Origin of the sequence: Acinetobacter sp. YH12095 (genome assembly GCF_013419245.1) — a bacterium.
Taxonomy (GTDB): domain Bacteria; phylum Pseudomonadota; class Gammaproteobacteria; order Pseudomonadales; family Moraxellaceae; genus Acinetobacter; species Acinetobacter towneri.
In genome coordinates, this window is sequence record NZ_VPAL01000004.1 from 185,093 (window position 1) to 207,139 (window position 22,047).

15 protein-coding genes are annotated in these 22,047 nt (G+C 42.1%); 7 read left to right on the forward strand and 8 right to left on the reverse strand.

The features are described 5' to 3' along the window. Positions 1-195: 195 nt before the first annotated feature. Complete coding sequence (locus tag FTU35_RS05360) at positions 196-2,364, reverse strand: TonB-dependent receptor domain-containing protein (RefSeq protein ID WP_180064565.1); 2,169 nt, start codon at positions 2,362-2,364, stop codon at positions 196-198. A 265-nt stretch (positions 2,365-2,629) separates the two neighbouring features. Here FTU35_RS05360 and tig point away from each other — a divergent pair, with 265 nt between their 5' ends. The 4 genes from tig (at position 2,630) to FTU35_RS05380 (ending at position 7,006) form a co-directional block, all read left to right on the forward strand. After that, positions 2,630-3,961: a trigger factor gene (gene tig / locus FTU35_RS05365; RefSeq protein WP_168417894.1), complete on the forward strand. Its 1,332-nt coding sequence runs from the start codon at positions 2,630-2,632 to the stop codon at positions 3,959-3,961. Between the two features lie 190 nt (positions 3,962-4,151). After that, positions 4,152-4,757: an ATP-dependent Clp endopeptidase proteolytic subunit ClpP gene (gene clpP / locus FTU35_RS05370; protein WP_004974855.1), complete on the forward strand. Its 606-nt coding sequence runs from the start codon at positions 4,152-4,154 to the stop codon at positions 4,755-4,757. A gap of 29 nt (positions 4,758-4,786) precedes the next feature. Beyond that, positions 4,787-6,097, forward strand: coding sequence for an ATP-dependent protease ATP-binding subunit ClpX (gene clpX, locus FTU35_RS05375; protein ID WP_004974856.1), 1,311 nt, complete (start codon positions 4,787-4,789; stop codon positions 6,095-6,097). Between the two features lie 192 nt (positions 6,098-6,289). Further along, a complete protein-coding gene (locus tag FTU35_RS05380) occupies positions 6,290-7,006 on the forward strand; it encodes a DUF2846 domain-containing protein (RefSeq protein ID WP_070153234.1) in 717 nt (238 codons plus the stop codon). A gap of 102 nt (positions 7,007-7,108) precedes the next feature. Here FTU35_RS05380 and FTU35_RS05385 read toward each other — a convergent pair whose 3' ends face one another. Next, on the reverse strand, positions 7,109-8,635 hold the full coding sequence (locus tag FTU35_RS05385) for a fumarate hydratase (protein WP_004974861.1): 1,527 nt from the start codon (positions 8,633-8,635) through the stop codon (positions 7,109-7,111). A 236-nt stretch (positions 8,636-8,871) separates the two neighbouring features. Between FTU35_RS05385 and FTU35_RS05390 the strand changes: the two genes are divergently transcribed. Then, on the forward strand, positions 8,872-9,483 hold the full coding sequence (locus FTU35_RS05390; RefSeq protein WP_131260570.1) for a class I SAM-dependent methyltransferase: 612 nt from the start codon (positions 8,872-8,874) through the stop codon (positions 9,481-9,483). Between the two features lie 114 nt (positions 9,484-9,597). Here FTU35_RS05390 and pta read toward each other — a convergent pair whose 3' ends face one another. The 4 genes from pta to FTU35_RS05410 form a co-directional block, all read right to left on the reverse strand. Then, positions 9,598-11,739, reverse strand: coding sequence for a phosphate acetyltransferase (pta, locus tag FTU35_RS05395; RefSeq protein WP_004974865.1), 2,142 nt, complete (start codon positions 11,737-11,739; stop codon positions 9,598-9,600). Between the two features lie 55 nt (positions 11,740-11,794). After that, positions 11,795-13,012: an acetate kinase gene (locus tag FTU35_RS05400; RefSeq protein WP_180064566.1), complete on the reverse strand. Its 1,218-nt coding sequence runs from the start codon at positions 13,010-13,012 to the stop codon at positions 11,795-11,797. Between the two features lie 340 nt (positions 13,013-13,352). Continuing rightward, a complete protein-coding gene (locus tag FTU35_RS05405; protein WP_180064567.1) occupies positions 13,353-13,763 on the reverse strand; it encodes a hypothetical protein in 411 nt (136 codons plus the stop codon). Between the two features lie 172 nt (positions 13,764-13,935). After that, positions 13,936-15,201 carry a glutamate-5-semialdehyde dehydrogenase gene (locus FTU35_RS05410; RefSeq protein WP_180037473.1) on the reverse strand — a complete coding sequence of 422 codons (1,266 nt, stop codon included), beginning with the start codon at positions 15,199-15,201 and terminating at the stop codon, positions 13,936-13,938. 341 nt (positions 15,202-15,542) lie between these two features. Here FTU35_RS05410 and FTU35_RS05415 point away from each other — a divergent pair, with 341 nt between their 5' ends. Then, positions 15,543-16,877 carry an alpha/beta fold hydrolase gene (locus FTU35_RS05415; RefSeq protein WP_004974874.1) on the forward strand — a complete coding sequence of 445 codons (1,335 nt, stop codon included), beginning with the start codon at positions 15,543-15,545 and terminating at the stop codon, positions 16,875-16,877. Positions 16,878-16,936: 59 nt separating this feature from the next. Here the strand turns inward: FTU35_RS05415 and FTU35_RS05420 are convergent, their stop codons facing one another. Further along, positions 16,937-17,827, reverse strand: coding sequence for a class I SAM-dependent methyltransferase (locus tag FTU35_RS05420; RefSeq protein ID WP_096901407.1), 891 nt, complete (start codon positions 17,825-17,827; stop codon positions 16,937-16,939). Positions 17,828-18,384: 557 nt separating this feature from the next. Beyond that, positions 18,385-19,488 (reverse strand): beta-N-acetylhexosaminidase, encoded by a 1,104-nt coding sequence (gene nagZ / locus FTU35_RS05425; protein WP_096901392.1) that lies wholly within the window; start codon positions 19,486-19,488, stop codon positions 18,385-18,387. 194 nt (positions 19,489-19,682) lie between these two features. Between nagZ and FTU35_RS05430 the strand changes: the two genes are divergently transcribed. Next, positions 19,683-21,887: a carboxy terminal-processing peptidase gene (locus FTU35_RS05430; RefSeq protein ID WP_180064568.1), complete on the forward strand. Its 2,205-nt coding sequence runs from the start codon at positions 19,683-19,685 to the stop codon at positions 21,885-21,887. Positions 21,888-22,047: the final 160 nt, after the last annotated feature.

Consider the following 22,047-nt stretch of genomic DNA (forward strand, 5'->3'; position numbering starts at 1 on the left):
CTATAACAATTGTTGCTAATTGTATTGAGAATCATTATCAACAACAATGTGTGGGATGACACTTTCTTTTGATTCTTATTTGAAAATAATAATCATTATCAATATTTTTATTTAATAAAACGATGTAAACGTGAAAGGCTTGGGAATAAAGACAGAAAACCCTGCCGAAGCAGGGTTTAAAAAGAAATTTAAGGCTTAGAAGTCATAAGAAACAGAGAGCCAGTAGTTGCGACCTGCTAAATATGTGCCCGAAACAGATGAACCAATGTCTAAGTATTTATAGGCAGTTGCAGTTTGAGTTTTACCTTTGTTGACATAGGTATAGCTCTGATTATCTTTGGTGAAGTCCTTATCTAATAGGTTATTCACTGCCATATTGAAACGAAGATTTTCTGTTACTGTATAGCTTGCACCTAAGTTAAATACGTTATAGCCACCAAATTTATCGCCCATGATTTTGTATTCTTCAAAATCGCTAGTTTGTGGTGTTGTTGGTAATTGTTTGAAGCGCAAACGGGCTGACTTGTATTCGTGTTGTAACCACACATCAACGTTCGGATTAATGTGCCAAGTCGAGGTCAGGTTAAAGGCATTGCGAGGATTGTTGTTATAGTACAGTCCTTCATCCTTACCATCTGTAATTTCACTTTTGGTGTAAGTATAGGCCGCTTTAATATCCCATTCAGGAATAATGCTGTACTGTAAAGACGTCTCAGCACCATAGATTTTGGCTTCGTTGGCATTTACACTTCTAGAGCAATCATCTACAGGGCAAATCGCTAAATTAGAGATGTCTTGGGAAACAATCGCATCTTCAATTTGGCTGTAAAAGCCTGTGGCGGTAAAATTCAGCTGATCATTAGGCTGTAAATTAAAACCAAGTTCGTAATTGGTCGATGTTTCTGGTTTTAAAGCAGCGTTACCAAATACATAGGTCGAACCCTGACCACTCATATTGATTAAACCATCGTAGAGTGCCTTAGGCGAAGGTGCTTTATAACCTGTGCTGACACCACCCTTAATGGTTAAAATATCATTGGTATTCCAGACTAAATAAGCACGTGGACTAAACTCGCCACCAAAACCAGAGTGGTCTTCATAGCGTGTACCAAACGTGAAGGTCAAATTGTCGAGTAAGCTCCACTCATCTTCGGCATAGATTGCCCAAGAGTCTTTCTCAAATTCATCTTTGCCGCTTTTATGTTGAGCAATATTGTCACGAATGGTGAGCTTTTTATATTCTGCACCGACTGTAACTTTGTGCGCACCAAAGGTGGAAATTAGATGGCTATCTGCAACCAGATCGGTATTTTCTAAAGTACGGTCACTGCCAATGAGTGGATTGTTCTGCTGCGCAGTTTTGTCAAAAGCATCGGTTGGTAGAGTACGACCTTTAGTTTCAGTGTCTGAATGGCTAACATAGCTTTTCCAAATCCCAAAATCGTAATTACCTTCATGTCCCAAAGAAATTTGAGTACGGTTGAATTCTAATTCATCTTTATAACCTGATGCTTTGGTTGCGGTATCTAAAGTCCCTAAACGGTTATCTTCATTTTTATATTGCTGGCTAGAATGAAAACCATCTATCCAAAATGAATTTTGATCATCCAGTTTAAAGTCGAGTTTAGCACCAACATCGTAATTGTCTGCTGTACTTGGGCGTGGGTCACGACCTGTTGAGCCCTGAATGCGTTCTGAACGCTGACGGTCTAAATAGCTACCACGTAGTTGTAAGCCTAAACGTTCATTGATCAGTGGGCCATTGACAACAAAATTGGTTTTCCATGAATCGGCTTCGGCATTGTTTTCCATTACATTACCGCTGATAGTGACATTACCATTCCATTCATCTGACACTTTTTTGGTAATGATATTGATCACACCGCCCATTGCCTCTGAGCCATAGCGCGTTGCCATAGGGCCACGAATTACTTCAATGCGTTCAATTGAAGCAAGTGGTGGCAAAAATCCATTTGATGTTTCACCAAAACCATTCGGGGTGACATCTGAAGATGTGGTTTGACGACGTCCATCAATCAGAATCAGCGTGTACTCTTGCCCCATACCACGCAAACCGATATTTAAGTTTGAGGTTTTACCTACGCCGTTACGAATATCGACTCCAGGGACATCAGCCAGTAAGTCAGCAATGCTGGTGGCATTTTTTTTCTCAATATCTTCTTTACTGACTATACTTATAGATGCGGGTGCATTTTTTAGCTCTTGTTCAAAACCTGCCGCTGAAACCACAATTGTGGAAAGTTGGTGGGTTGAAGTCGCATCGGTAGAGGTATTTGCGAAAACAGCAGTAGAGGTTGCCCCAAGTAAAGCAAAACACAGCGGGTGTAGGTTGAACTTAGCCATAAAATGAAATCTCTGATTATGAATTGATGATGCCAATTGAACCTATATGGTAATTAGAATCATTCATGAAGGAGTTGGCTAATAATAATGATAAGGATTCTTATTTACAACAAGAAATATACACAAAGTTGAAAATTTACAGAAAATAGCGCTCCGATTAAAAAAATTCAGTCGAGATCAGAACGTATTTTGTATATCCTTTAATGTTGTCATATAATGTGGCACTTTTTTATAAACTGTTATTACTAACTATATCGAGGAAGCCATGCAAGTAACTTCTGAAGCGGTTTCGGGCGTTGCCCGTCGTTTAAATGTATCTGTACCGACGAGCCGTATTAACGAGCAGTTTGAAGCTCGCTTGAAACGCACTGCCAAAACTGTGAAGATCAACGGCTTCCGTCCAGGTAAAGTGCCTGTAAACGTTGTTCGTCGTGAATACGGTGCGGGTATTTATCAAGAAGTGGTGAACGACATTATTCGTGACACCGTTTTTGAAGCAATCCAACAAGAAAAAATCAACGCTGTTGGTATGCCAAATATCGAAAAAACTGAAATGAAAGACGACGCTTTAGTTTACGAAGCGACAGTTGAAGTTTATCCAGAAGTTGAAGTGAAATTTGAAGGTTTAGAAGTTGAACGTAAGTCTTCAGAAGTGAACGACAAAGACGTTGAACAAATGCTTGAAAATCTTCAAAAGCAACGTGCTTCTTGGGCAGAAACCAAAGGCATGGCGAAAAAAGACATGCAAGTGACTTTTGACTTTGAAGGCACTGTAGATGGTGAGAAGTTTGAAGGCGGTGCAGCTGAAGACTTTAAATTAGTACTTGGTTCTGGTCGCATGATTCCTGGTTTTGAAGATGGCATCGTGGGCATGAAAAAAGGTGAAGAGAAAGTGATTGATGTAACTTTCCCTGAAGACTACCAAGCAGCAAACCTTGCAGGTAAAGCAGCTCAATTCAAAATCACTGTGAAACTTGTTGAAAAGCAAAAACTTCCAGAAATTGATGCTGAATTCCTACAAATCTTCGGTATTTCTGAAGAAGATGGCGTAGACAAATTAAAAGCTGACGTTCGTAAAAACATGGAACGTGAAGTGAAAAATGGTTTACGTAACCAAGTGAAAGGCGCAACTTTTGATGCACTCGTTGCGGCAAACGAAGTTGAACTTCCAGCAGCGATGGTTGCTCAAGAAGTTGACCGTCAACGTCAGCAAATGATTCAGCAATTCACTCAGCAGTTTGGTGCGCAAGGTGCAAAAGCATTTGACTCAAGCATGCTTCCAGATGAATTGTTCAAAGAACAAGCTGAAAAATCTGTAAAACTAGGCGTATTGGTCAGCAAAGTATTGGCAGATGCTAAACTTGAAGTTGACCAAGCACGTGTAGATGCTTACATCGAAGATATGGCTTCTTCTTATGAAGATCCAAACGAAGTGATTGAATACTTCAAAAATGACAAACAACAGCGTTCACAAATCGAAGCAGTTGTTTTAGAAGATCAGGTTGTAGATCACATCTTGGCTTCTGCAAAAGTGACTGATACATCTGTAAGCTATGAAGACTTATTGAAAGAGCAACAAGCTCGTCAACAAGGCTAATTGGCTTTAGGTAAAAAAGGCGCTTTGTGCGCCTTTTTTATTGCATCGCAGTTTTTGGATTTTTCACAGATCGACAACATTTAACTCAAAATATCTACGATTTAAGCTGTGAATATTTTGCAATTTAGACAATTATCCCTCATATTGTGAACATGAGTCGTGTCACAAGAATTTAGGAATAAATAACCATATGTATGTTCCAACAATTGAAAATGCTTTAGTACCCATGGTGGTTGAACAATCCTCTCGTGGTGAGCGTTCTTTTGATATTTATTCACGTCTTTTACGTGAACGTGTCATTTTTTTGACGGGTGAAGTCGAAGATAATATGGCCAACTTAATCGTGGCGCAGATGTTGTTTTTAGAAGCAGAAAACCCAGATAAAGATATTCACCTATACATTAACTCACCAGGCGGTTCAGTGACTGCAGGTATGGCAATTTACGATACCATGCAATTTATTAAGCCTGATGTTGTGACTTACTGTATGGGACAAGCAGCATCTATGGGTGCTTTTCTGCTCAACGCAGGTGCAAAAGGTAAGCGTTACTGTCTTGAAAATGCGCGTGTCATGATTCACCAGCCACTTGGTGGTTTCCGTGGTCAGGCATCTGATATTGAAATTCATGCACGTGAAATTCTATTCATTAAAGAGCGTTTAAACCGTTTAATGGCAGAACATAGTGGTCAGGACTATGAAACTGTCGCAAGAGATACCGACCGTGATAACTTCATGACTGCACAGGCGGCGAAGGAATACGGTCTTGTGGATGAAGTTTTAACAAAACGTCCATAAGTTTTAAAGATTGAGATATTGGAGTGACTATGTCCGAACATCCTCAGGGACAAAAACATTGTTCATTTTGCGGTAAAACGCAGTCTGAAGTCGGGAAGCTGATTGCAGGCGAGGACGCATACATCTGTAATGAATGTGTGGACGTATGCTTAGACTTGGTTCAGACCAGTCAACAAGTTGAGTCGGGTGATTGGGCCACACGTCCATTGCCAAAACCACATGAAATTCGTGCTGCGCTAGACCAGTATGTGATTGGTCAGGACACTGCAAAAAAAACCTTATCGGTTGCAGTGTATAACCATTACAAACGCCTAAAAGTGAGCAATCAGGCGCATAAAGCAGGCGATGCTGTCGAAATCTCAAAAAGTAACATCATGTTGGTAGGTCCAACGGGTTCGGGTAAAACCTTACTTGCACAGACCTTAGCACGTCTATTAGATGTGCCTTTTGCAATGGCAGATGCCACGACTTTAACCGAAGCGGGTTATGTGGGTGAAGATGTCGAAAACATCGTGCAAAAGCTGTTGCAAAAAGCCGATTACGATGTAGAAAAAGCACAAAAAGGCATTATCTACATTGATGAAATTGACAAGATCACGCGTAAGTCTGAAAACCCATCAATTACTCGTGATGTGTCTGGTGAAGGTGTTCAGCAAGCCTTGCTCAAAATGATTGAAGGCACGGTGGCTTCTATTCCGCCTCAAGGTGGACGTAAGCATCCGCAGCAAGAATTCATTCAAATTGATACTTCAAATATCTTGTTTATTTGCGGTGGCGCATTCTCTGGTTTAGAGAAAATTGTGCAGCAACGCCAAGAAAAAGGCGGCATTGGTTTTACGGCAGACGTGAAGAAAAAAGATGAAGGCAAGAAATTGTCTGATTTATTTCGTCAGGTAGAAGCAACCGATTTGGTGAAATTTGGCTTAATTCCAGAGTTCATTGGTCGTTTGCCTGTAATTGCAACGCTAGACGAGCTAGATGAAGATGCATTGATGCAAATTCTGACCGAGCCGAAAAATGCCTTAACCCGTCAATATCAATACTTATTCGAGATGGAAAATGTCGATTTAGTCTTTGAAGATGCAGCATTACGTGCAGTGGCGAAAAAAGCCCTTGAACGTAATACAGGTGCGCGTGGTTTGCGTTCAATTCTGGAAAATGCCTTGCTCGAAACCATGTACGACTTGCCAAGCCGTACCGATGTTGGCACAGTGGTAGTGACTGAAGCGGTGATTGAAGAAGGTGCTAAACCTGAATTTCAGACCGAACGTCAGCCTCAAACAGAAGAACCTGCAGCAGAAAAAATTGACTTAAAAGTATTAGACAGCAAAACTGCTTAATACGCTATTCGTCTGAAACGTGCCGAAACGCTAGGTTTCGGCACGTTTTTTATTGTCAAAAAAATCAAGGCAGTGTTAATCTTAGACCTAGGCGTGGATGCCCATTATTCAAAACAACAATTGCAAAATGAATTTGCAGCGTGATTTCAAAAACGTGATTTACAAAAATAAGAAACGCAGTGAGGGATAGACATGCGTGGTGTCGCAATCTTGGTCGTGACCAGTTTAATGTTGCTGGGATGTCATGGCAAAAAAAACGTGGTGCAACAAACGCAACCACCTAGTACCTTAAAAGTTTTAGATTTAGAACAAAAACCTGGTTTTGTAGAACAACACCGTTTGGGCATGATGACCATTGGTGGTTGGGTCAATCAAAAACTAGGGCAAAATTTTAAACCTGTTCAGGCACAACATGCCGATGCTGCCATCGTGTATTTATATCGTCCAGATTCTAAATGGAACAGACAGGAAATTGTCGCTGCTAGTATGTTTATCAACAAACATCGGATTCCAAGTTTATTGCACAATCATTATTACTGGGTTGAACTGGCACCGGGCGCGTATCGTCTGAGTGTGAGTCGTCCTTTGGGTGCATTACATTTCCAAAAACCAAAGTATTTGGATTTTCAGGTACAGGCAGGGCAGTCGTATTTTATTAAATATGATGAAGAAAACTTGAGTACCCGCAAAGAGGTTTCAGGGCCTTTAATTCTTATGCCTTCAAGTACGGCACAACAGGAAATAGCGTTTACTCAATTGAAAACCGAAAGCTATAACTTTGTCGCGGAAGATCAAACCACAGGTAAGTTGCGTAAAAAGCCACAAAAAATCAAGCATGAGAAATATGACCCTGCGGAAGATGTGCACTTAACCCAACCCTTTAAATTGTGGGATCCGAGAACGTGGTAAGGTTTTGCATCTTTATCTCATGCATTGCTTTTATTTATTTCCAGTAAGCATAAAAAAGCACCCAATGTTGGGTGCTTTTTCGCTTATTACTAAATTGGAATATTATTCTGCTGCAGCATCTACAACGGGAATCTTGCCAATTTTAGCTTGCCAGATTTTTGGTGCAATCGCGTGGATAGATGTACCATTGACATCAACTGCAACAGACACAGGCATATCTTCCACTTTGAATTTGTAGATCGCTTCCATACCTAAGTCTTCAAAAGCAACCACTTCTGCTTCACGTACTGCTTTAGATACGAGGTAAGCTGCACCACCTACTGCCATGAGGTAAGTCGCTTTGTGGTCTTTGATCGCTTCAATGGCTGCAGGACCACGATCTGCCTTACCAATCATACCGAACAAACCAGTGTGTTCTAAGACTTGGCGGGTGAATTTGTCCATACGGGTTGCCGTTGTTGGACCTGCAGGGCCAACGACCTCATCACCAACAGGATCGACAGGGCCAACGTAGTAAATGAATTTGCCTTTTAAGTCGACTGGTAATTCTTCACCATTGTTGATCATGTCGACCATGCGTTTATGCGCAGCATCACGACCTGTGTAAATCGTACCGTTTAATAACAACGTATCGCCTGGCTGCCAAGAGTTCATTTCTTCTTGAGTAATGTTGTCTAAATCTACACGTTTAGATTTAGAAGAATCCCAAGTTACTTCTGGGTAGTCTTCAAGTTTAGGTGCTTGAATATGGGCTACACCTGAACCATCTAACTGGAAGTGTGCGTGACGAGTTGCAGCACAGTTTGGAATCATACCCACTGGTTTGCCTGCAGCGTGGCAAGGGTAGTCTTTAATTTTAATATCAAGAACCGTCGTTAAGCCGCCCAAACCTTGTGCGCCAATACCAAGAGCATTCACTTTCTCGAAGATCTCGATACGGAGTTCTTCCATTTTGTTTTGTGGACCGCGACGTAATAATTCGTCCATGTTGATTTCTTCCATGAGTGCTTCTTTTGCAAGCATCATGGCTTTTTCGGCAGTACCACCAATACCAATACCAAGCATACCCGGTGGACACCAGCCTGCGCCCATAGTCGGAACAGTTTTAAGTACCCAATCTACAATTGAGTCAGATGGGTTCAACATCGCCAATTTAGATTTGTTTTCTGAACCGCCACCTTTGGCAGCAACTGTAATATCCACTTTGTTACCCGGAACGAGTTTGTAGTGAATTACTGCAGGGGTGTTGTCTTTGGTGTTTTTACGACCAAATGCAGGATCAGCCAATACCGATGCACGAAGTACGTTTGAGTTTTCTAGGTAACCTTGACGTACACCTTCGTTGATCGCATCGTCCAAGCTCATCGTTAAATCAAATTTAACGTCTAAACCCACTTCAAGGAATACGTTTACGATACCAGTATCTTGACAGATTGGACGATGACCTTCTGCACACATACGTGAGTTAATTAAGATCTGTGCAATCGCATCTTTCGCAGCTTTGTTTTCTTCACGATCATAAGCACGGCTCATCGCTTGGATGAAGTCTTGTGGATGATAGTAGGAAATGAACTGAAGCGCGTCTTTGATCGAAGTGATCAAGTCATCTTGCTTGATAATAGTTGTCATATCAAAAATCTCTTGAGCGGGCGGATAGCTAGCGGGCTAAATTATAAGATAAAATGCAGCGATTGTGGGCACTTTGATCAAGCTTTGGGCGAAAGTTTAATATCAGTCGTTAGCTTGAGAGAATTTGTGAAATATCCATAAAATTATGTCGTCAAAACGGGCCATGATTTTGCTGTTTTGTTGGTGCAAATTCAGCTATGTTCAAAGACTTCTTTGGAATGATGTTTGGGGTAAATATGAATGATCACACGCATTTAGCTGCTCAGATTATCCCCATTTATCAACGGCATGCAAAAGCGTGGACAGACTTGCGCGGTCAGTTGTTATATGAAAAAACTTGGCTGGATCGTTTTCTTGCTTATTTGCCTGCGCAGGCCAAAATATTAGATTTGGGCTGTGGTTCGGGGCGTCCTATTGCTGCATATCTATTACAGCATGGGCATCAACTTACAGGGGTAGATAGCGCAGACAGCATGCTGGAGATGGCACGTGAACATTTTCCTGAACAGTGCTGGATTGAAGCCGATATGCGCTCAGTGAACTTGAATCGGTGCTTTGATGGTATTTTGGCGTGGGATAGCTTTTTTCATTTAACGCCAAACGATCAGCGCTGCATGTTCGAGAAATTTGCGCAATGGTCTACCGCCAATACAGTTTTAATGTTTAGCAGTGGACCTGCTGCGGGTGAGGCGATTGGGGAAATGTTTGGTGAAGCACTTTATCACGCCAGTTTGTCGCAGGATGAATATCGGCAATTGTTAAAAGATTATGGCTTTAAAGTTGTGAAAATGCTCGCGGAAGATCAGGACTGTGCAGGGCATACGGTGTGGTTGGCGCAGAGGTTTTAAAAATAGATTGGATGGAGCTAATCAATTTTTGTAGTGATCTATGAATCTACAGTGTGGAATAAAAAAACCACCCAATTTTTCAATCAGGTGGTTTGTAAAACTTAACTTTACGAATTATTGAGCTGCTTGTTGCTCTGCCTGAATCGCAGTCAATGCAATCGTGAACACAATGTCATCTACCAATGCACCACGTGACAAGTCATTCACTGGCTTGTTCAAGCCTTGTAGCATTGGGCCAACACTCACCACGTTAGCAGAACGCTGTACTGCTTTATACGTCGTGTTACCTGTGTTCAAGTCAGGGAAAATGAACACATTGGCGCGACCTGCAACTTGAGAGTTTGGTGCTTTAGAGCGACCAACACTTTCAACCGATGCTGCATCGTACTGTAATGGGCCATCAATCAGTAAGTCAGGACGACGTTGTTTCGCAATTTCAGTCGCTTTCGCTACTTTTTCTACGTCAGCACCTGCACCCGAAGTACCAGTTGAGTAAGAAATCATGGCAATACGTGGGTCAATACCAAACGCTTTTGCAGAGTCAGCAGATTGAATCGCAATTTCAGCCAATTGTTCAGCATCTGGGTCTGGGTTAATCGCACAGTCACCGTACACATATACTTCATCTGGTAACAGCATAAAGAATACTGAAGATACCAATGAATAATCAGGTGCAGTTTTAATGAGCTGGAATGCGGGACGAACTGTATTGGCTGTAGTATGCACAGCACCAGACACCAAACCATCAACCTGATCAAGTGCTAACATCATCGTACCTAATACGACAGTGTCTTGCAGCTGTTCACGTGCTTGATCGTCAGTAAGTTTGCCTTTACGCATCGCAACCATTTTTTCGACATAGTTTTCACGAATCAAGTCAGGATCAATGATTTCTAAGTCGTGTGGAAGCTCAATACCGCGTGCTTTGGCAACATCGACTACCGCTTCTGGTTTTGCCAATAATACGCAGTGGGCAATACCACGTGATTGACAAATCGCTGCAGCTTGAACGGTACGTGGCTCATCACCCTCTGGAAGCACGATACGTTTTTTCGCTGCAATAGATTTTTGCACCAATTCATGGCGGAACGCAGAAGGCGATAAACGTGGTTTATGCGTATCGCTGATTAATTGGGTTAACCATTCTGCATTGATGTGACTGGCCACAAAGCGGGTAACTTGTTCTGCACGCTCAGTATCATCTACAGGAATTTCGTTGCTCAGGTTTAATAACTGTTGTGCAGTTTCAAAGGTGCTCAATTTAGTATGTAAAATTGGCAAGCCATTTTTCATTGCTGCTTGGCAGAACTCTAAAGCTTGTGCGCTTGGTGCTTGATGTTCAGTTAACACCAAACCTGCAAGTGGAATACCATTGCTGCTGGCTAAGCTACTGGCAAGCAATACATCGACACGGTCAGAACCACTGATAATCAGCTCGCCTGCAACGAATTTATGCATTTCGTGTTCAATATTCGATGCAATTAAGCTGCTGTGTAATACACGGCGCTGCGCTGCTTCACCTTGGTTAATCCATTCTGCAGAAATGTGTGCAGCCAAGTCCGACATGCGTGGCACACTTAAAGTATTGCTGAATGGCACCAAGCCAATCACTGGCATGCAATCTTTACCAATCATTGGATGTGTAGTTTGAATTTTGCTGACAAACTGGTTGGTGTCGCTAATTAAACGTAAGTTTGGATCAAGCGTAACAGGAATTTGTGCAGAATCTTCTGGTAAACCTTTGGTACGCATAAACAATACGCCCGCAGTACGCTCACAAGTTGCACCACCAAAGAAACGTAATTGATTGTCTACTTTTGACGCTGTTTTAACAGCATTGTTGATGTCGGCATTGCTGACAATAATGACTTTTGCATCAAGTGCTTTAGCCAAATTTGCATTCAATTCAGTTGCAAATGGATCACGTCCGTTTGGCAACACGCCTTCTACAATAATGATATCGTGATGTTTAGAAATTTCACGATGTAAACGAACTGCATCTTCAAGCAATTCGTCATTTTCATCATTTTTTAAACGCTCAGTCAGCGCAGTATAAGAAATCGGCTCAACTGTTTCATGCTTGAACAGGTGACGATACAACGCAGTTGTGCGGTCTGCTTCAGGTTGTAATTCTTGTGAAAAAGGCTTTAAGAAACCTGCTTTTACGCCTTGGCATTCCAAAGCGTAAATTAAACCTAAACATGCTGATGTTAAACCAACACCAATTTCTGTAGGAACCAAAAGTATTGTTTTCATAATTTTTTCTAAATCGTAAAGGGACTGATTGAAAGTGGCTGAGCACTACGATTGCTTAAGCAATCGCAGCATCACATTCAGACTTTTTTCCAGCTGACTTTAGCTCCTCTGCAACTTGCGCAGTTTCTTTCGCAATACGGCCTTCTTCGTCAGTTGGTACAACCCAAATTTGTGGACCGCCTGTACCTGCATCAATACGACCTTCAGTACCGCGTTTTAAGCTGTCATTGCGTTCTTTGCTGAAGTTAAAGCCAAAGTGTGGCAAGTAAGATACAGTTTTTTCACGGATGTACGCAGAGTTTTCGCCAATACCACCTGTGAAGAATAAGCCATCTAAGCGTGGTAAACCACAGCTAAGTGCAGCTAAAGATTTAGCTAAACGGTAGCAGAATACTTCAATTGCAAGCGTTGCATCTTCGTTGCCTTGTTCAGATGCTTCAATCAGGGTACGCATGTCGTTCGATAAGCCTGACAAACCAAGTAAACCACTTTGGCTGTTTAGCATTTTGTCAATTTTGTAGATATCCCAACCTAAGTTGCTTGCAAGGAAGCTGTGTAAGCTTGGGTCTACATCACCACTACGAGTACCCATCACCAAACCTTCAAGTGGGGTTAGGCCCATCGATGTGTCTACACTTTGACCATTCCAGATTGCACAAGTCGAGCTACCGTTACCCAAGTGAGCAGTTAACCAGCCACCTTGTTTGAAGCTGCCAGCCAACTCTGAACCGCGCTCTGAAACGTATGCGTGACTTGTACCGTGGAAGCCATAACGACGTACGTTGTGGTCGGTATATAAGAATTTAGGCACTGCATAACGGTAAGCGTGAGCAGGCATCGTTTGGTGGAATGCAGTATCAAATACAGCCACTTGCGGAAGTTCTGGGAACAAACGCATTGTTGCTTCAATACCCACCAAGTGTGCAGGGTTGTGTAAAGGTGCAAGCGGAGTTGCTTCACGAATACGTTGCACGATTTCTTCAGTTAATAATTCTGCTTTGGTTAAAGTACCGCCGTGTACAACGCGGTGACCAATGGCTTGTGGCTTATATTGAGATAAGCGACCAAGAATAGTTTCCAATGCTTTTTCATGGTCAGCATGTGGAATAGAAAGTTCGAGCGGCTCACCACCTGCGGTAATGCCTTTAATGCGCGCATCAGCAGAACCTAGATTTTCTGCCAAACCAAAGATACGATCTCCAACGCTTTCAGATACAAGCGCATATTTGATAGAAGAAGATCCGCAGTTAATCACTAATACTGATGTAGTCACTTTTATGTACCCGAATTCTAATTGAAGTTATCCCTAGTCAATCAAGCTGCATTGCAAGATATGGCAAACGGCAATCTATTGTGTTGCAATCTTGATCATTACGTATGTTTTATCATGGGTTTTTTATTGCTCCTAGATAGACTTTAGGAGATTAGACTTAAGCATTATCGACCATGAAATCAGAAATAATTAAAATTTATCAGCCCGAAACTTTCATTTTTTCATGAAATGATGGTCTAAAATTTCTGCTTAATTCCTGTTGTATTCTCTTAACATAGCACACTTCATTCTGCAGGCGAGTGGCAAACTGTTTTAAATTATTTCCTCAATCTTTGTCGGTTTATTTTGATTTGGCAGCGTATTTAATTTCCGACCAACGGACAATCACATAAGCAATCAGTGCCACCATAAAAAACACCAACATCATCCACGCCAAGCCTTGTAAGGTTTCAATAATGGTGCGGTAAATTTCCAATACCCAGCGTTCTTGCGTCAGTTCAATCACAATTCTTTTGTCATTTTCGGCATAGGTGAGTGGGGTAATGTATTTTTCCATATCGTAAATACGAATGCCTGAAGATGTGCCGACCACCATGCCTGCAAACTTGGTGTATTTTGCCCATGCTTCATGGATAGGGTCGTGAATGATACGTGCCAAAATAGCATTAATGGAGCCAGAGAATAGACGCATCACCACAAATGACACTAAAAGTGCCAAGGCAAAAGTACTAATAATTAAGTAATAAAACATAAGCAAGGTCACTCTTTTTACTGATTTTTTCTAATCATCAATTTTTAAATTTTAGGCGAGTGTAATTTGAAAGTGTGTAGTGGAACTGTGTCTAAAGCGAGTCGTCGGGTAATGTTCAGCTTCATGTGAAACTGAACATTACATTTAGATGTGTCAAAATTATAGATGGATTTTATTGGCGAATTTGACCATCACCAAAAACCACCCATTTTTGTGAGGTTAGGCCTTCTAAGCCTACAGGGCCACGGGTATGGATTTTGTCGGTTGAAATACCAATTTCAGCACCAAGGCCATATTCAAAACCATCGGCAAAGCGAGTAGATGCATTGATCATGACTGAGCTTGAATCGACCGCAGCAAGGAACTGGCGCGCCAAGCTAAAGTTTTCAGTAATAATCGCATCGGTATGATGTGAACCATATTTATTAATATGTTCAATCGCTTCATCTATGCCTGAAACCACTTTAACCGCCAAAATCGGACCTAGATATTCGGTGTACCAGTCTTCTTCTGTGGCAGTTTTGACGGTCGTGCCTAAAATCTTTTGGGTTGCAGGACAGCCGCGTAATTCGACTTGTTTTTCTGCATATAGCTCGGCAATACGTGGCAAGAATTGTGCGGCAACAGCCTCATCGACCAACAATGTTTCCATGGCATTACAGACGCCATAACGGTGAGTTTTTGCATTCAGGGCAATAGGCAGGGCTTTTTGTAAATCGGCCTGTGCTTCTACAAATACGTGACAGTTACCATCCAAATGTTTAATCACTGGAATACGCGCTTCATTGCTGATGCGTTCAATCAGACTTTTACCGCCACGTGGCACAATTACATCTACATATTCAGACATGGTAATTAATTGCCCAACGGCAGCACGGTCTGAGGTGTTAATCACTTGCACCGATGTTTCTGGCAAGCCTGATGCTTTTAAGCCGTGTTGAATCGCGGCAGCAATCGCTTGGTTAGATTCCAGTGCTTCAGAACCACCACGTAAAATAATCGCATTGCCTGATTTTAATGCCAAAGACGCAGCTTCAAGGGTTACGTTTGGACGTGATTCGTAAATCATGCCCACCACACCTAGCGGTACACGCATTTTGCCCAATTGAATACCAGATGGACGGTAAGCCATATCGGTAATTTCACCAATTGGATCCATGAGACCAATCACATCTTTCAGACCTTGTAACATGCCTTTAAAGCGTGCGGGGTTAAGTTCTAAGCGATCAAGCAGTGCGCTATCCAAGTTGTTGTTACGACCTTTGGTCATATCAATTTGGTTGGCAGCTAAAATAGCGGACTCGCTATTTTCCAATGCCGTATAAATAGCCGATAACGCATTGTTTTTAGATTGGGTAGAAGCGCTTGCTAAGACACGAGAGGCTTGGCGTGCTTGTTGTCCTACCGTTTGCATATATTGTTCAATAGACTCTTGCATAGCGGTTTGATCACTTAGAAATTTCAACTCGATATTAACAGTCTGTGCCTGCACAATGAAGCGTCTCAGCGGAAAATCGACTAAATTGTTCAATCTTTTCATATTTTTCAATGCTTTCATCACAAAAATTAATATTTTGAAATGCTTTATGATTTAAAAGTAGATGAGCGGTCATAGAAAATGTTGCGTATAAAATCAGCACCTGTATAGAATGATGCGATAACGACATTGATGTCATTCACAACAATAAGCAGGATGCCACTTTAATTCAGATAAGTGGGTAATCGTTCAATGACGAACACTTGCACAATAAAAATAAAATGCGCATGGAGGTAAGGAATATGAATTCCATGATCCAGATGGACACGGATGTACAGGACGCAAGTTCGCATGTCTGTTTTTTTGATATTTATGATAAACACAGCTTTAAACAACCCGCTCGTACCACTTGGATCAACGGCTGGAAAGTGGAATACATGGCAATTGCTCAGCCAGAAACCGCACATTTAACTCCAATTGTGATTATTGGTGGTGCATTCCAAAACTTTAATTCATATAAATATTGTGTCGAGCAGCTTTTTCGTGCAGGGCCAATCATTTTAATTGATATGCCATCTATGGGCGCCAATCAGCAAATGACCAATGTGGAAACAGGTGAGTCGGCAGGAACGCTAGAACTGCATGATTTAGGTCAGATGTTGGGTGATTGGCTGGATATTGTCGGCTTAGATAAAGTATCCGTCATGGGCATGTCATTGGGTTCGGTGGTGGCATCGTGTCTAGCAGATCAGCGTCCTGAATTGATTGATCGCATGATTTTAATGGGGGTTATGCAAAAGACCCGTAAAAGTTGGCGCATGTTGCTTGAAGAATCACTGCATTTAATGAAAGAGCAGCGCATGGATGAATTTGGTCAGGCGGTGATTTTATACTTGGTCAATCATGCCAAAATGGAACAAACTCGCATGTCACCGACTGCAAAGCGTTTGTTTTACCGACAAATGGCCGACTTTACCGCTACAGAGCAAGATCGCTACGATGTGAACTGCAACCGTTTATTGCGGTTAACCAATGTGCCTATTCCGCAATGTAAGGTTTTGGTGGCGTGTGGGCAATATGACAGTTTTACCTTGCCGCATGAAAATGCCAATTTTGCCTTACAGTGCCCGAACATGGAATTTGCCATGATTGCCAATGCAGATCATGTGCCGCAATTACAGCGCCGTAAAGAAACCATGAATTTATTTGCGACCTTTTTAAGCGATGAATCTATTCAGGACTTAGATGGCATTATTCCAATGACACGTGCGCAACTATTGACGATGGAACGCCGTGGAGAAGCGCGTATTCGGGTGCAAAATCCGCAAAGTCATTTGCAGTATCGTCATTCTGATTTGAAAATTGCTACGCACATTGTCGATTTAAACTTCTTTGGTGTATTGCTTGATTTTGAAAATGCTGCGTTGGCGGCACAAGCAGCACAGTTTGAACGAGATATGGCCTTAGAATTACAGGATGAGGAAGGCAGTTTTAGCATTGAATGTTTAATTTTTGAAAGCCAAGGGCAGCAACTACGCGCATTATTTAAGCATGGTAGTTTTGAGGTGGCAGAGCGTTTGTTGCGTTATGTGGAACGTCAAAAAGCGGCTGCACAAAATTTGGAATATGCCCGTTAGTAGATAAAATCAGTGCTTGGTTTAAAATTATCCAAAGAAAATAGAATCAAAATAGCGTGTTAAACCACGCTATTTTTTTTGTAGGCATGAACCATCCAGACTAAATCGCCTAAATGTTCTGCGGTTGTTTTTTCTAAAGAGCTGTTGGAAAAATACAGTTGTGGTTGTTGTAGCTGCACTTGCTCAAAACCTGCATTTTGAAAAAACTGAGTTAATTCCTGCGGAGATTGAAAGTGAAAGGTGAAAGCACTGCGTGACATAAATTTCAATAATCGGCTGCAGTTCCAAATAAAATTGGCGAGCTTGTTTTTGACGGGTTCAGGGTAAATATCGGTTAAATAATGCAGTTCTGGAAAGTCTTGGGTGTAGTTACACATGCCATTTAACAGCTGTTGTAGCATGTCTTTGCTGAAGTAGTTAATTAAACCTTCACTAATAATTACTAAGGGCTGCGAGTGATCAAAATATTCAAAGGCCTGTTGAAAGGATTCACTAAAAATATCGGCGGTGAGAACTTCAGGTGCGTCGTGGTCAATTTGTCGTAACGCTTGAGTTTTAATTTGCGCCATATCAGGCAAATCCAGTTCACGGTAATTCAGTTCAGGATATTTTTGTCGAAAGTTCCAGCTGCGTGGTGACAGCCCAGATGCAATTTCGAGCACTTGTAATTGCGGATGTTGCTGAATCAGTGCGGTTAAGTGTGCATCAATCATTTGGTGACGTTGTTTGAGGGTGCTGCGCATACTGCCGCCCACATGACGTTCTGCCCAGTTTTCTAAAGGATGTACCAATTTGGCTAAAAACTTGCCTTTTCGGGTCGCAAATACAGGATGTGAAATCCCCCTTTGATACCAGATATATCCCGTATAATGTGCGGTAAAAGAAATATGCTGATGTTTGGACAATGCAGTCGTGTCTGAGCGAGTTGGCTTGGCATCCGAGTTGTGCATTTCAGTCCTTTTTTCTGTCGTGATTTTGCTGTTCAGCAATGTTTTTGTCATTTTCGTATAGACCTTAATTGTTTGTATGGTGGTCGTTGTCTTTTTAGGCATGCTTTGACACTCAAGCTGCGGTGTCAGGCATATACTCAAAATAGAATAAGTTTATCATAATCAAAAAGGAACAAGCTGTCGTGTTCCTTTGTCGTATAAATGCTGTGAAAAAGTGAAGGCGTATAGGGTCTGTTGACATTTCATAAATGGCTTGCGCTGTAGGCTAAAACTGAGCAGATCAGGCATAAAACGCAGGGAATAGTGGACCTATTTTCAAGTTCCATAACGCAATCTGAGAAAGTTTTAGCCACATGAGCAAGAACAAAGCGTTGCTTTGTTTGCTGCGCAAGGGGGCGAGCATATTTTTTGCTGCTATTGCGTTATGTGCCAGTCATTTAGAATGACTAAATTTCCTGTCCCATGCCTTATATCAGCTAAAAAATCTTGCGAGATATATCTCTCACGTCGCAAACATAGACGAATTGTCAACAGACCCTAGTTAGTTTGTGGTGATCTCAAGTCGCAGCGTTTTTAGTGGTACTTGAATAATTGGTCGGGTCGTGACTAGTTTGTGCTGCCAGTAGCGTGGCACTTTGTTCTTTAAATACCAAGATACGATCACGGACGCTTCGCCATTCATCACCCAAGTCTAAAACTTCAGCAATGCTAAACTCTGCACTAAGCTCAGGGATTTTACCGCGCATGCGTTCTAAACGTGCCTGATTCGGCAAGGGTAAATCGGCAATCGCATTTAAAGCCAATCGTTGTGCAGCACGGTTGTTGCAGACCAATCCCATGTCACAGCCTGCAAGCAAAGCGGCATGAATACGTGCATCGGCATCGCCTGCTACACAAGCCGCCTGCATGCTTAAATCATCCGAAAAGAGTACACCATCATAGTCCAAGTCTTTGCGAAGCACTTGCTGTAACCAAAACTCAGAAAAACCTGCAGGGTTCGGATCGACCTGATCATAAATGACATGCGCAGGCATGAGCGCATCCAGTTGATTTTGCAGTTGGATAAAGGTTTGCATATCCTGTTGTTGAATTTCGGCAAAAGAACGTGAATCTATCGCGGCAGCAACGTGAGAGTCTGCTTTAACCGATCCATGTCCAGGAAAGTGTTTGCCTGTGGTTGCCATTCCTGCACGATGCATTCCACGTAAAAAAGCATCTGCCAAAGCAATAATATCGACAGGACGCGCAGCAAAAGCACGATCTCCAATGACATCACTGATGTCATTTAAATCTAAAACGGGTGCAAAACTAAAATCAATGCCTACGGCTAATACTTCGGTGGCCATCAACCAGCCACATTCTTCGGCTAAATCTAAGGCACGTTCAGGTTCGTTTTGGTATAACTCGCCAAATCTACCCATAGCAGGCAATAGGGTAAAACCTTGTTTTAAGCGTTGTACGCGTCCGCCTTCCTGATCGACTGCAATTAAAATATCAGGGCGTACCTGACGCATGTGGTCGGTCAAGGCGCGTACTTGCGCAGGAGATTGGATATTTCGGGCAAATAAAATGACTCCACCGACTTGCGGAGCGCTTAATAGTTCAATATCTTCTTGAGTAAGTTCTGTGCCAGCGATGTCGAGCATCAATGCGCCAATCATATTGGGTGTCCGTATTCGATTTTTATCAATAAAAAAACAATACCTGAATTCTGCAATGATTTGCTACATTTTGACAGCACAGATTATGATAAAACTACACGATAGACCCAAATTAAGTTGTATAAGATTTTGAATCTGCTCAATTCATTGTGAAAAGCAGAGATTGGTCAAAAACCAAGGACGTAAATATTTTTATGAAACTTCAAACCATCGCTTGTGCGGTTGCAATAGCAACTGGCGGTTTTTTCTTTTCTCACGCCATTAACGAGGCAATTGCAGCCAATAATACCGCTGTCGTTGCTAACAGTATTGTGCCGACGCAGGAACAAGCTTTGGTTTCGCGTCAATTGGCGACCTTGGTCGATCGTCAGCATTATTTAAATCAGCGTTTAGATGCTGCGACGTCGCAGCGCATTTTTGATTTTTATATCGACAGTTTAGACCCAGACCATACTTTGTTTTTGGCTAAAGAAGTTGAGCAATACCGCAAACAATATGCAGCAACATTTGGCGCTTCATTAAAAGCAGGCAATTTGGCGGGGCCGTATCAAATTCATGCACAGTATCGTGAACGCTTAAAACAGTTTTATCATTTCATGTTGGCAGAGCTGAAAAAACCACAAAATTTAAAACAGCCAAATGTCACGATTGAAACAGATCGGGAAAAAGCACCGTTCTTTAATACTGAAGCAGAAATGCGTAAGCATTGGCAAAAAATGTTGGTGTCACAGCTCATTAACCTGACCATTAGCAAAGAAGAAGAATTGGCAAAACAAAAAGCCATTAAAGATAACCCTGAATTGACCAATGGTCAGGATTTGGCAAGTCCAGAAGATTTGACTCCAGTGCAGACTTTAACTAAGCGTTATACTCGTCAGTTAGAGCGCATGGATCGTTTAAAGAGCGATGATGTGCTGGATAAAACTTTGAATGCGATGATGCTGACTTATGATCCGCACAGCAATTATTTCCCACCTGTTGATGCGATGGAGCTGAATCGTCAAACGACTTTGCAGCTTGAAGGGATTGGGGTGTCGATTCGTCCTGAACGAGGCAATGAAGACTACACTAAAATTGAAACCATTGTTGAAGGTGGCCCTGCCAGTAAAATAGGGCAGGTGAAATCGGGTGACCGCATTATTGGTGTGGCGCAAGATGGCGAAAAAATGGTGGATGTTGTGGGTTGGCCGAGCAATGAAATTGTGGGGCTGATTCGCGGTAAACGTGGCACCAAAGTCACTGTGCGTTTGTTGGGTGCGGGTGCGGCGATGAATCAGGCGCGTAATGTGACCATTGTGCGTGATGTGATTCAGGAAGAAGATGCGGGAGTTCGCTCACGAACGATTGACATCAAACGTGATGGTCAAACTTATACCTATGGTGTGATTGAAATTCCATCGTTTTATTTGAATTACCGTGCGCGTCGTGCAGGTAATGAATATCGCTCGGTGTCGGAAGATACCAACAATGCCCTGAAAAGTTTGGCGGCCAAAAATGTCGCAGGGATTATTGTCGATTTACGTAACAACCCTGGCGGTTCACTAGAAGAAGTGGCACGTATGCTTGGGCAAGTAATCAAATCAGGCCCTGTAGTGCAAATTCGTGATGGCAATGGCAACGTGAGCGTATTTGAAGATGACGATGGCGGTGCACAGACTTATGCAGGCCCATTGGCAGTGATGATTAACCTTGCTTCTGCTTCGGCCAGTGAAATTTACTCTGCTGCAATTCAGGACTATCAGCGCGGGATTGTGATTGGTAGCACCACCACAGGTAAAGGTACAGCGCAGGTACAACTCGACACCTTAGCTTATGGGCAGGCGACCTTAACTCAACGTAAGTTCTACCGTATTACAGGTGGAAGTACCCAAAACAAAGGTGTGATTCCAGATATTAAACTGGTGGATATTTACAATGAGGAGTTTGGTGAGCGTAAAGCTAAAAATGCCTTGAAGTGGGATACCATTCCAACTGCGCCATTTAAGCGTGAAGGTTCAGTACAGCCGTACATCACCAAGTTGGGTCAATTGTCACAGCAACGTGTCACGCTTGATCCACAATTTCAATATTTGGAACAACGTAAGCAAATTGCCAAACAAACTGAAGATCGCAAAAGCATTGTGTTAGATATTGAACAACGCAGAGCAGAGTTGTTAGCTTTGGAGCAACAAACGCTGACTGCGGAAAACAAACGCCGTCAGGAAACAGGTTTGAAACCATTTGCTAATTGGGAAAGCTATCAGGCATCTATTGATGCTTTGGCAGAAGCGCGTGCCAAAATGAAAGCGGCACAACGCCCTGCTTTACCTGAGGAAGAAGCTTTTGTGATTGAAGCAGCGCAGGTGTTGCAAGACTATGCCATGTTACAAAAAGGTGTTTCTGAGCCGAATCAACCTTAAAACAATGTTAGAATCTTAATCAAATAGAACCAGCAGCGAAAAGTTGCTGGTTTTTTTCATCCTAAAGCGAAAAGTAAAGTGACAAGATGCATATAGCTTTGAGTCAGACAGCTATTTTTAGCAGTTTTGAATTGCCATTATTTCATGATGACATATTATA

Bases quoted from the DNA above. Each gene is read 5' to 3' on its own strand.
- FTU35_RS05360 (WP_180064565.1), bottom strand. From the start codon at position 2,364: ATGGCTAAGTTCAACCTACACCCGCTGTGTTTTGCTTTACTTGGGGCA.
- pta (WP_004974865.1), bottom strand. From the start codon at position 11,739: ATGAAAACAATACTTTTGGTTCCTACAGAAATTGGTGTTGGTTTAACA.
- FTU35_RS05385 (WP_004974861.1), bottom strand. From the start codon at position 8,635: ATGACAACTATTATCAAGCAAGATGACTTGATCACTTCGATCAAAGAC.
- nagZ (WP_096901392.1), bottom strand. From the start codon at position 19,488: ATGATTGGCGCATTGATGCTCGACATCGCTGGCACAGAACTTACTCAA.
- clpX (WP_004974856.1), top strand. From the start codon at position 4,787: ATGTCCGAACATCCTCAGGGACAAAAACATTGTTCATTTTGCGGTAAA.
- FTU35_RS05430 (WP_180064568.1), top strand. From the start codon at position 19,683: ATGAAACTTCAAACCATCGCTTGTGCGGTTGCAATAGCAACTGGCGGT.
- clpP (WP_004974855.1), top strand. From the start codon at position 4,152: ATGTATGTTCCAACAATTGAAAATGCTTTAGTACCCATGGTGGTTGAA.
- FTU35_RS05405 (WP_180064567.1), bottom strand. From the start codon at position 13,763: ATGTTTTATTACTTAATTATTAGTACTTTTGCCTTGGCACTTTTAGTG.
- FTU35_RS05415 (WP_004974874.1), top strand. From the start codon at position 15,543: ATGAATTCCATGATCCAGATGGACACGGATGTACAGGACGCAAGTTCG.
- FTU35_RS05390 (WP_131260570.1), top strand. From the start codon at position 8,872: ATGAATGATCACACGCATTTAGCTGCTCAGATTATCCCCATTTATCAA.
- tig (WP_168417894.1), top strand. From the start codon at position 2,630: ATGCAAGTAACTTCTGAAGCGGTTTCGGGCGTTGCCCGTCGTTTAAAT.
- FTU35_RS05380 (WP_070153234.1), top strand. From the start codon at position 6,290: ATGCGTGGTGTCGCAATCTTGGTCGTGACCAGTTTAATGTTGCTGGGA.
- FTU35_RS05410 (WP_180037473.1), bottom strand. From the start codon at position 15,201: ATGCAAGAGTCTATTGAACAATATATGCAAACGGTAGGACAACAAGCA.
- FTU35_RS05420 (WP_096901407.1), bottom strand. From the start codon at position 17,827: ATGCACAACTCGGATGCCAAGCCAACTCGCTCAGACACGACTGCATTG.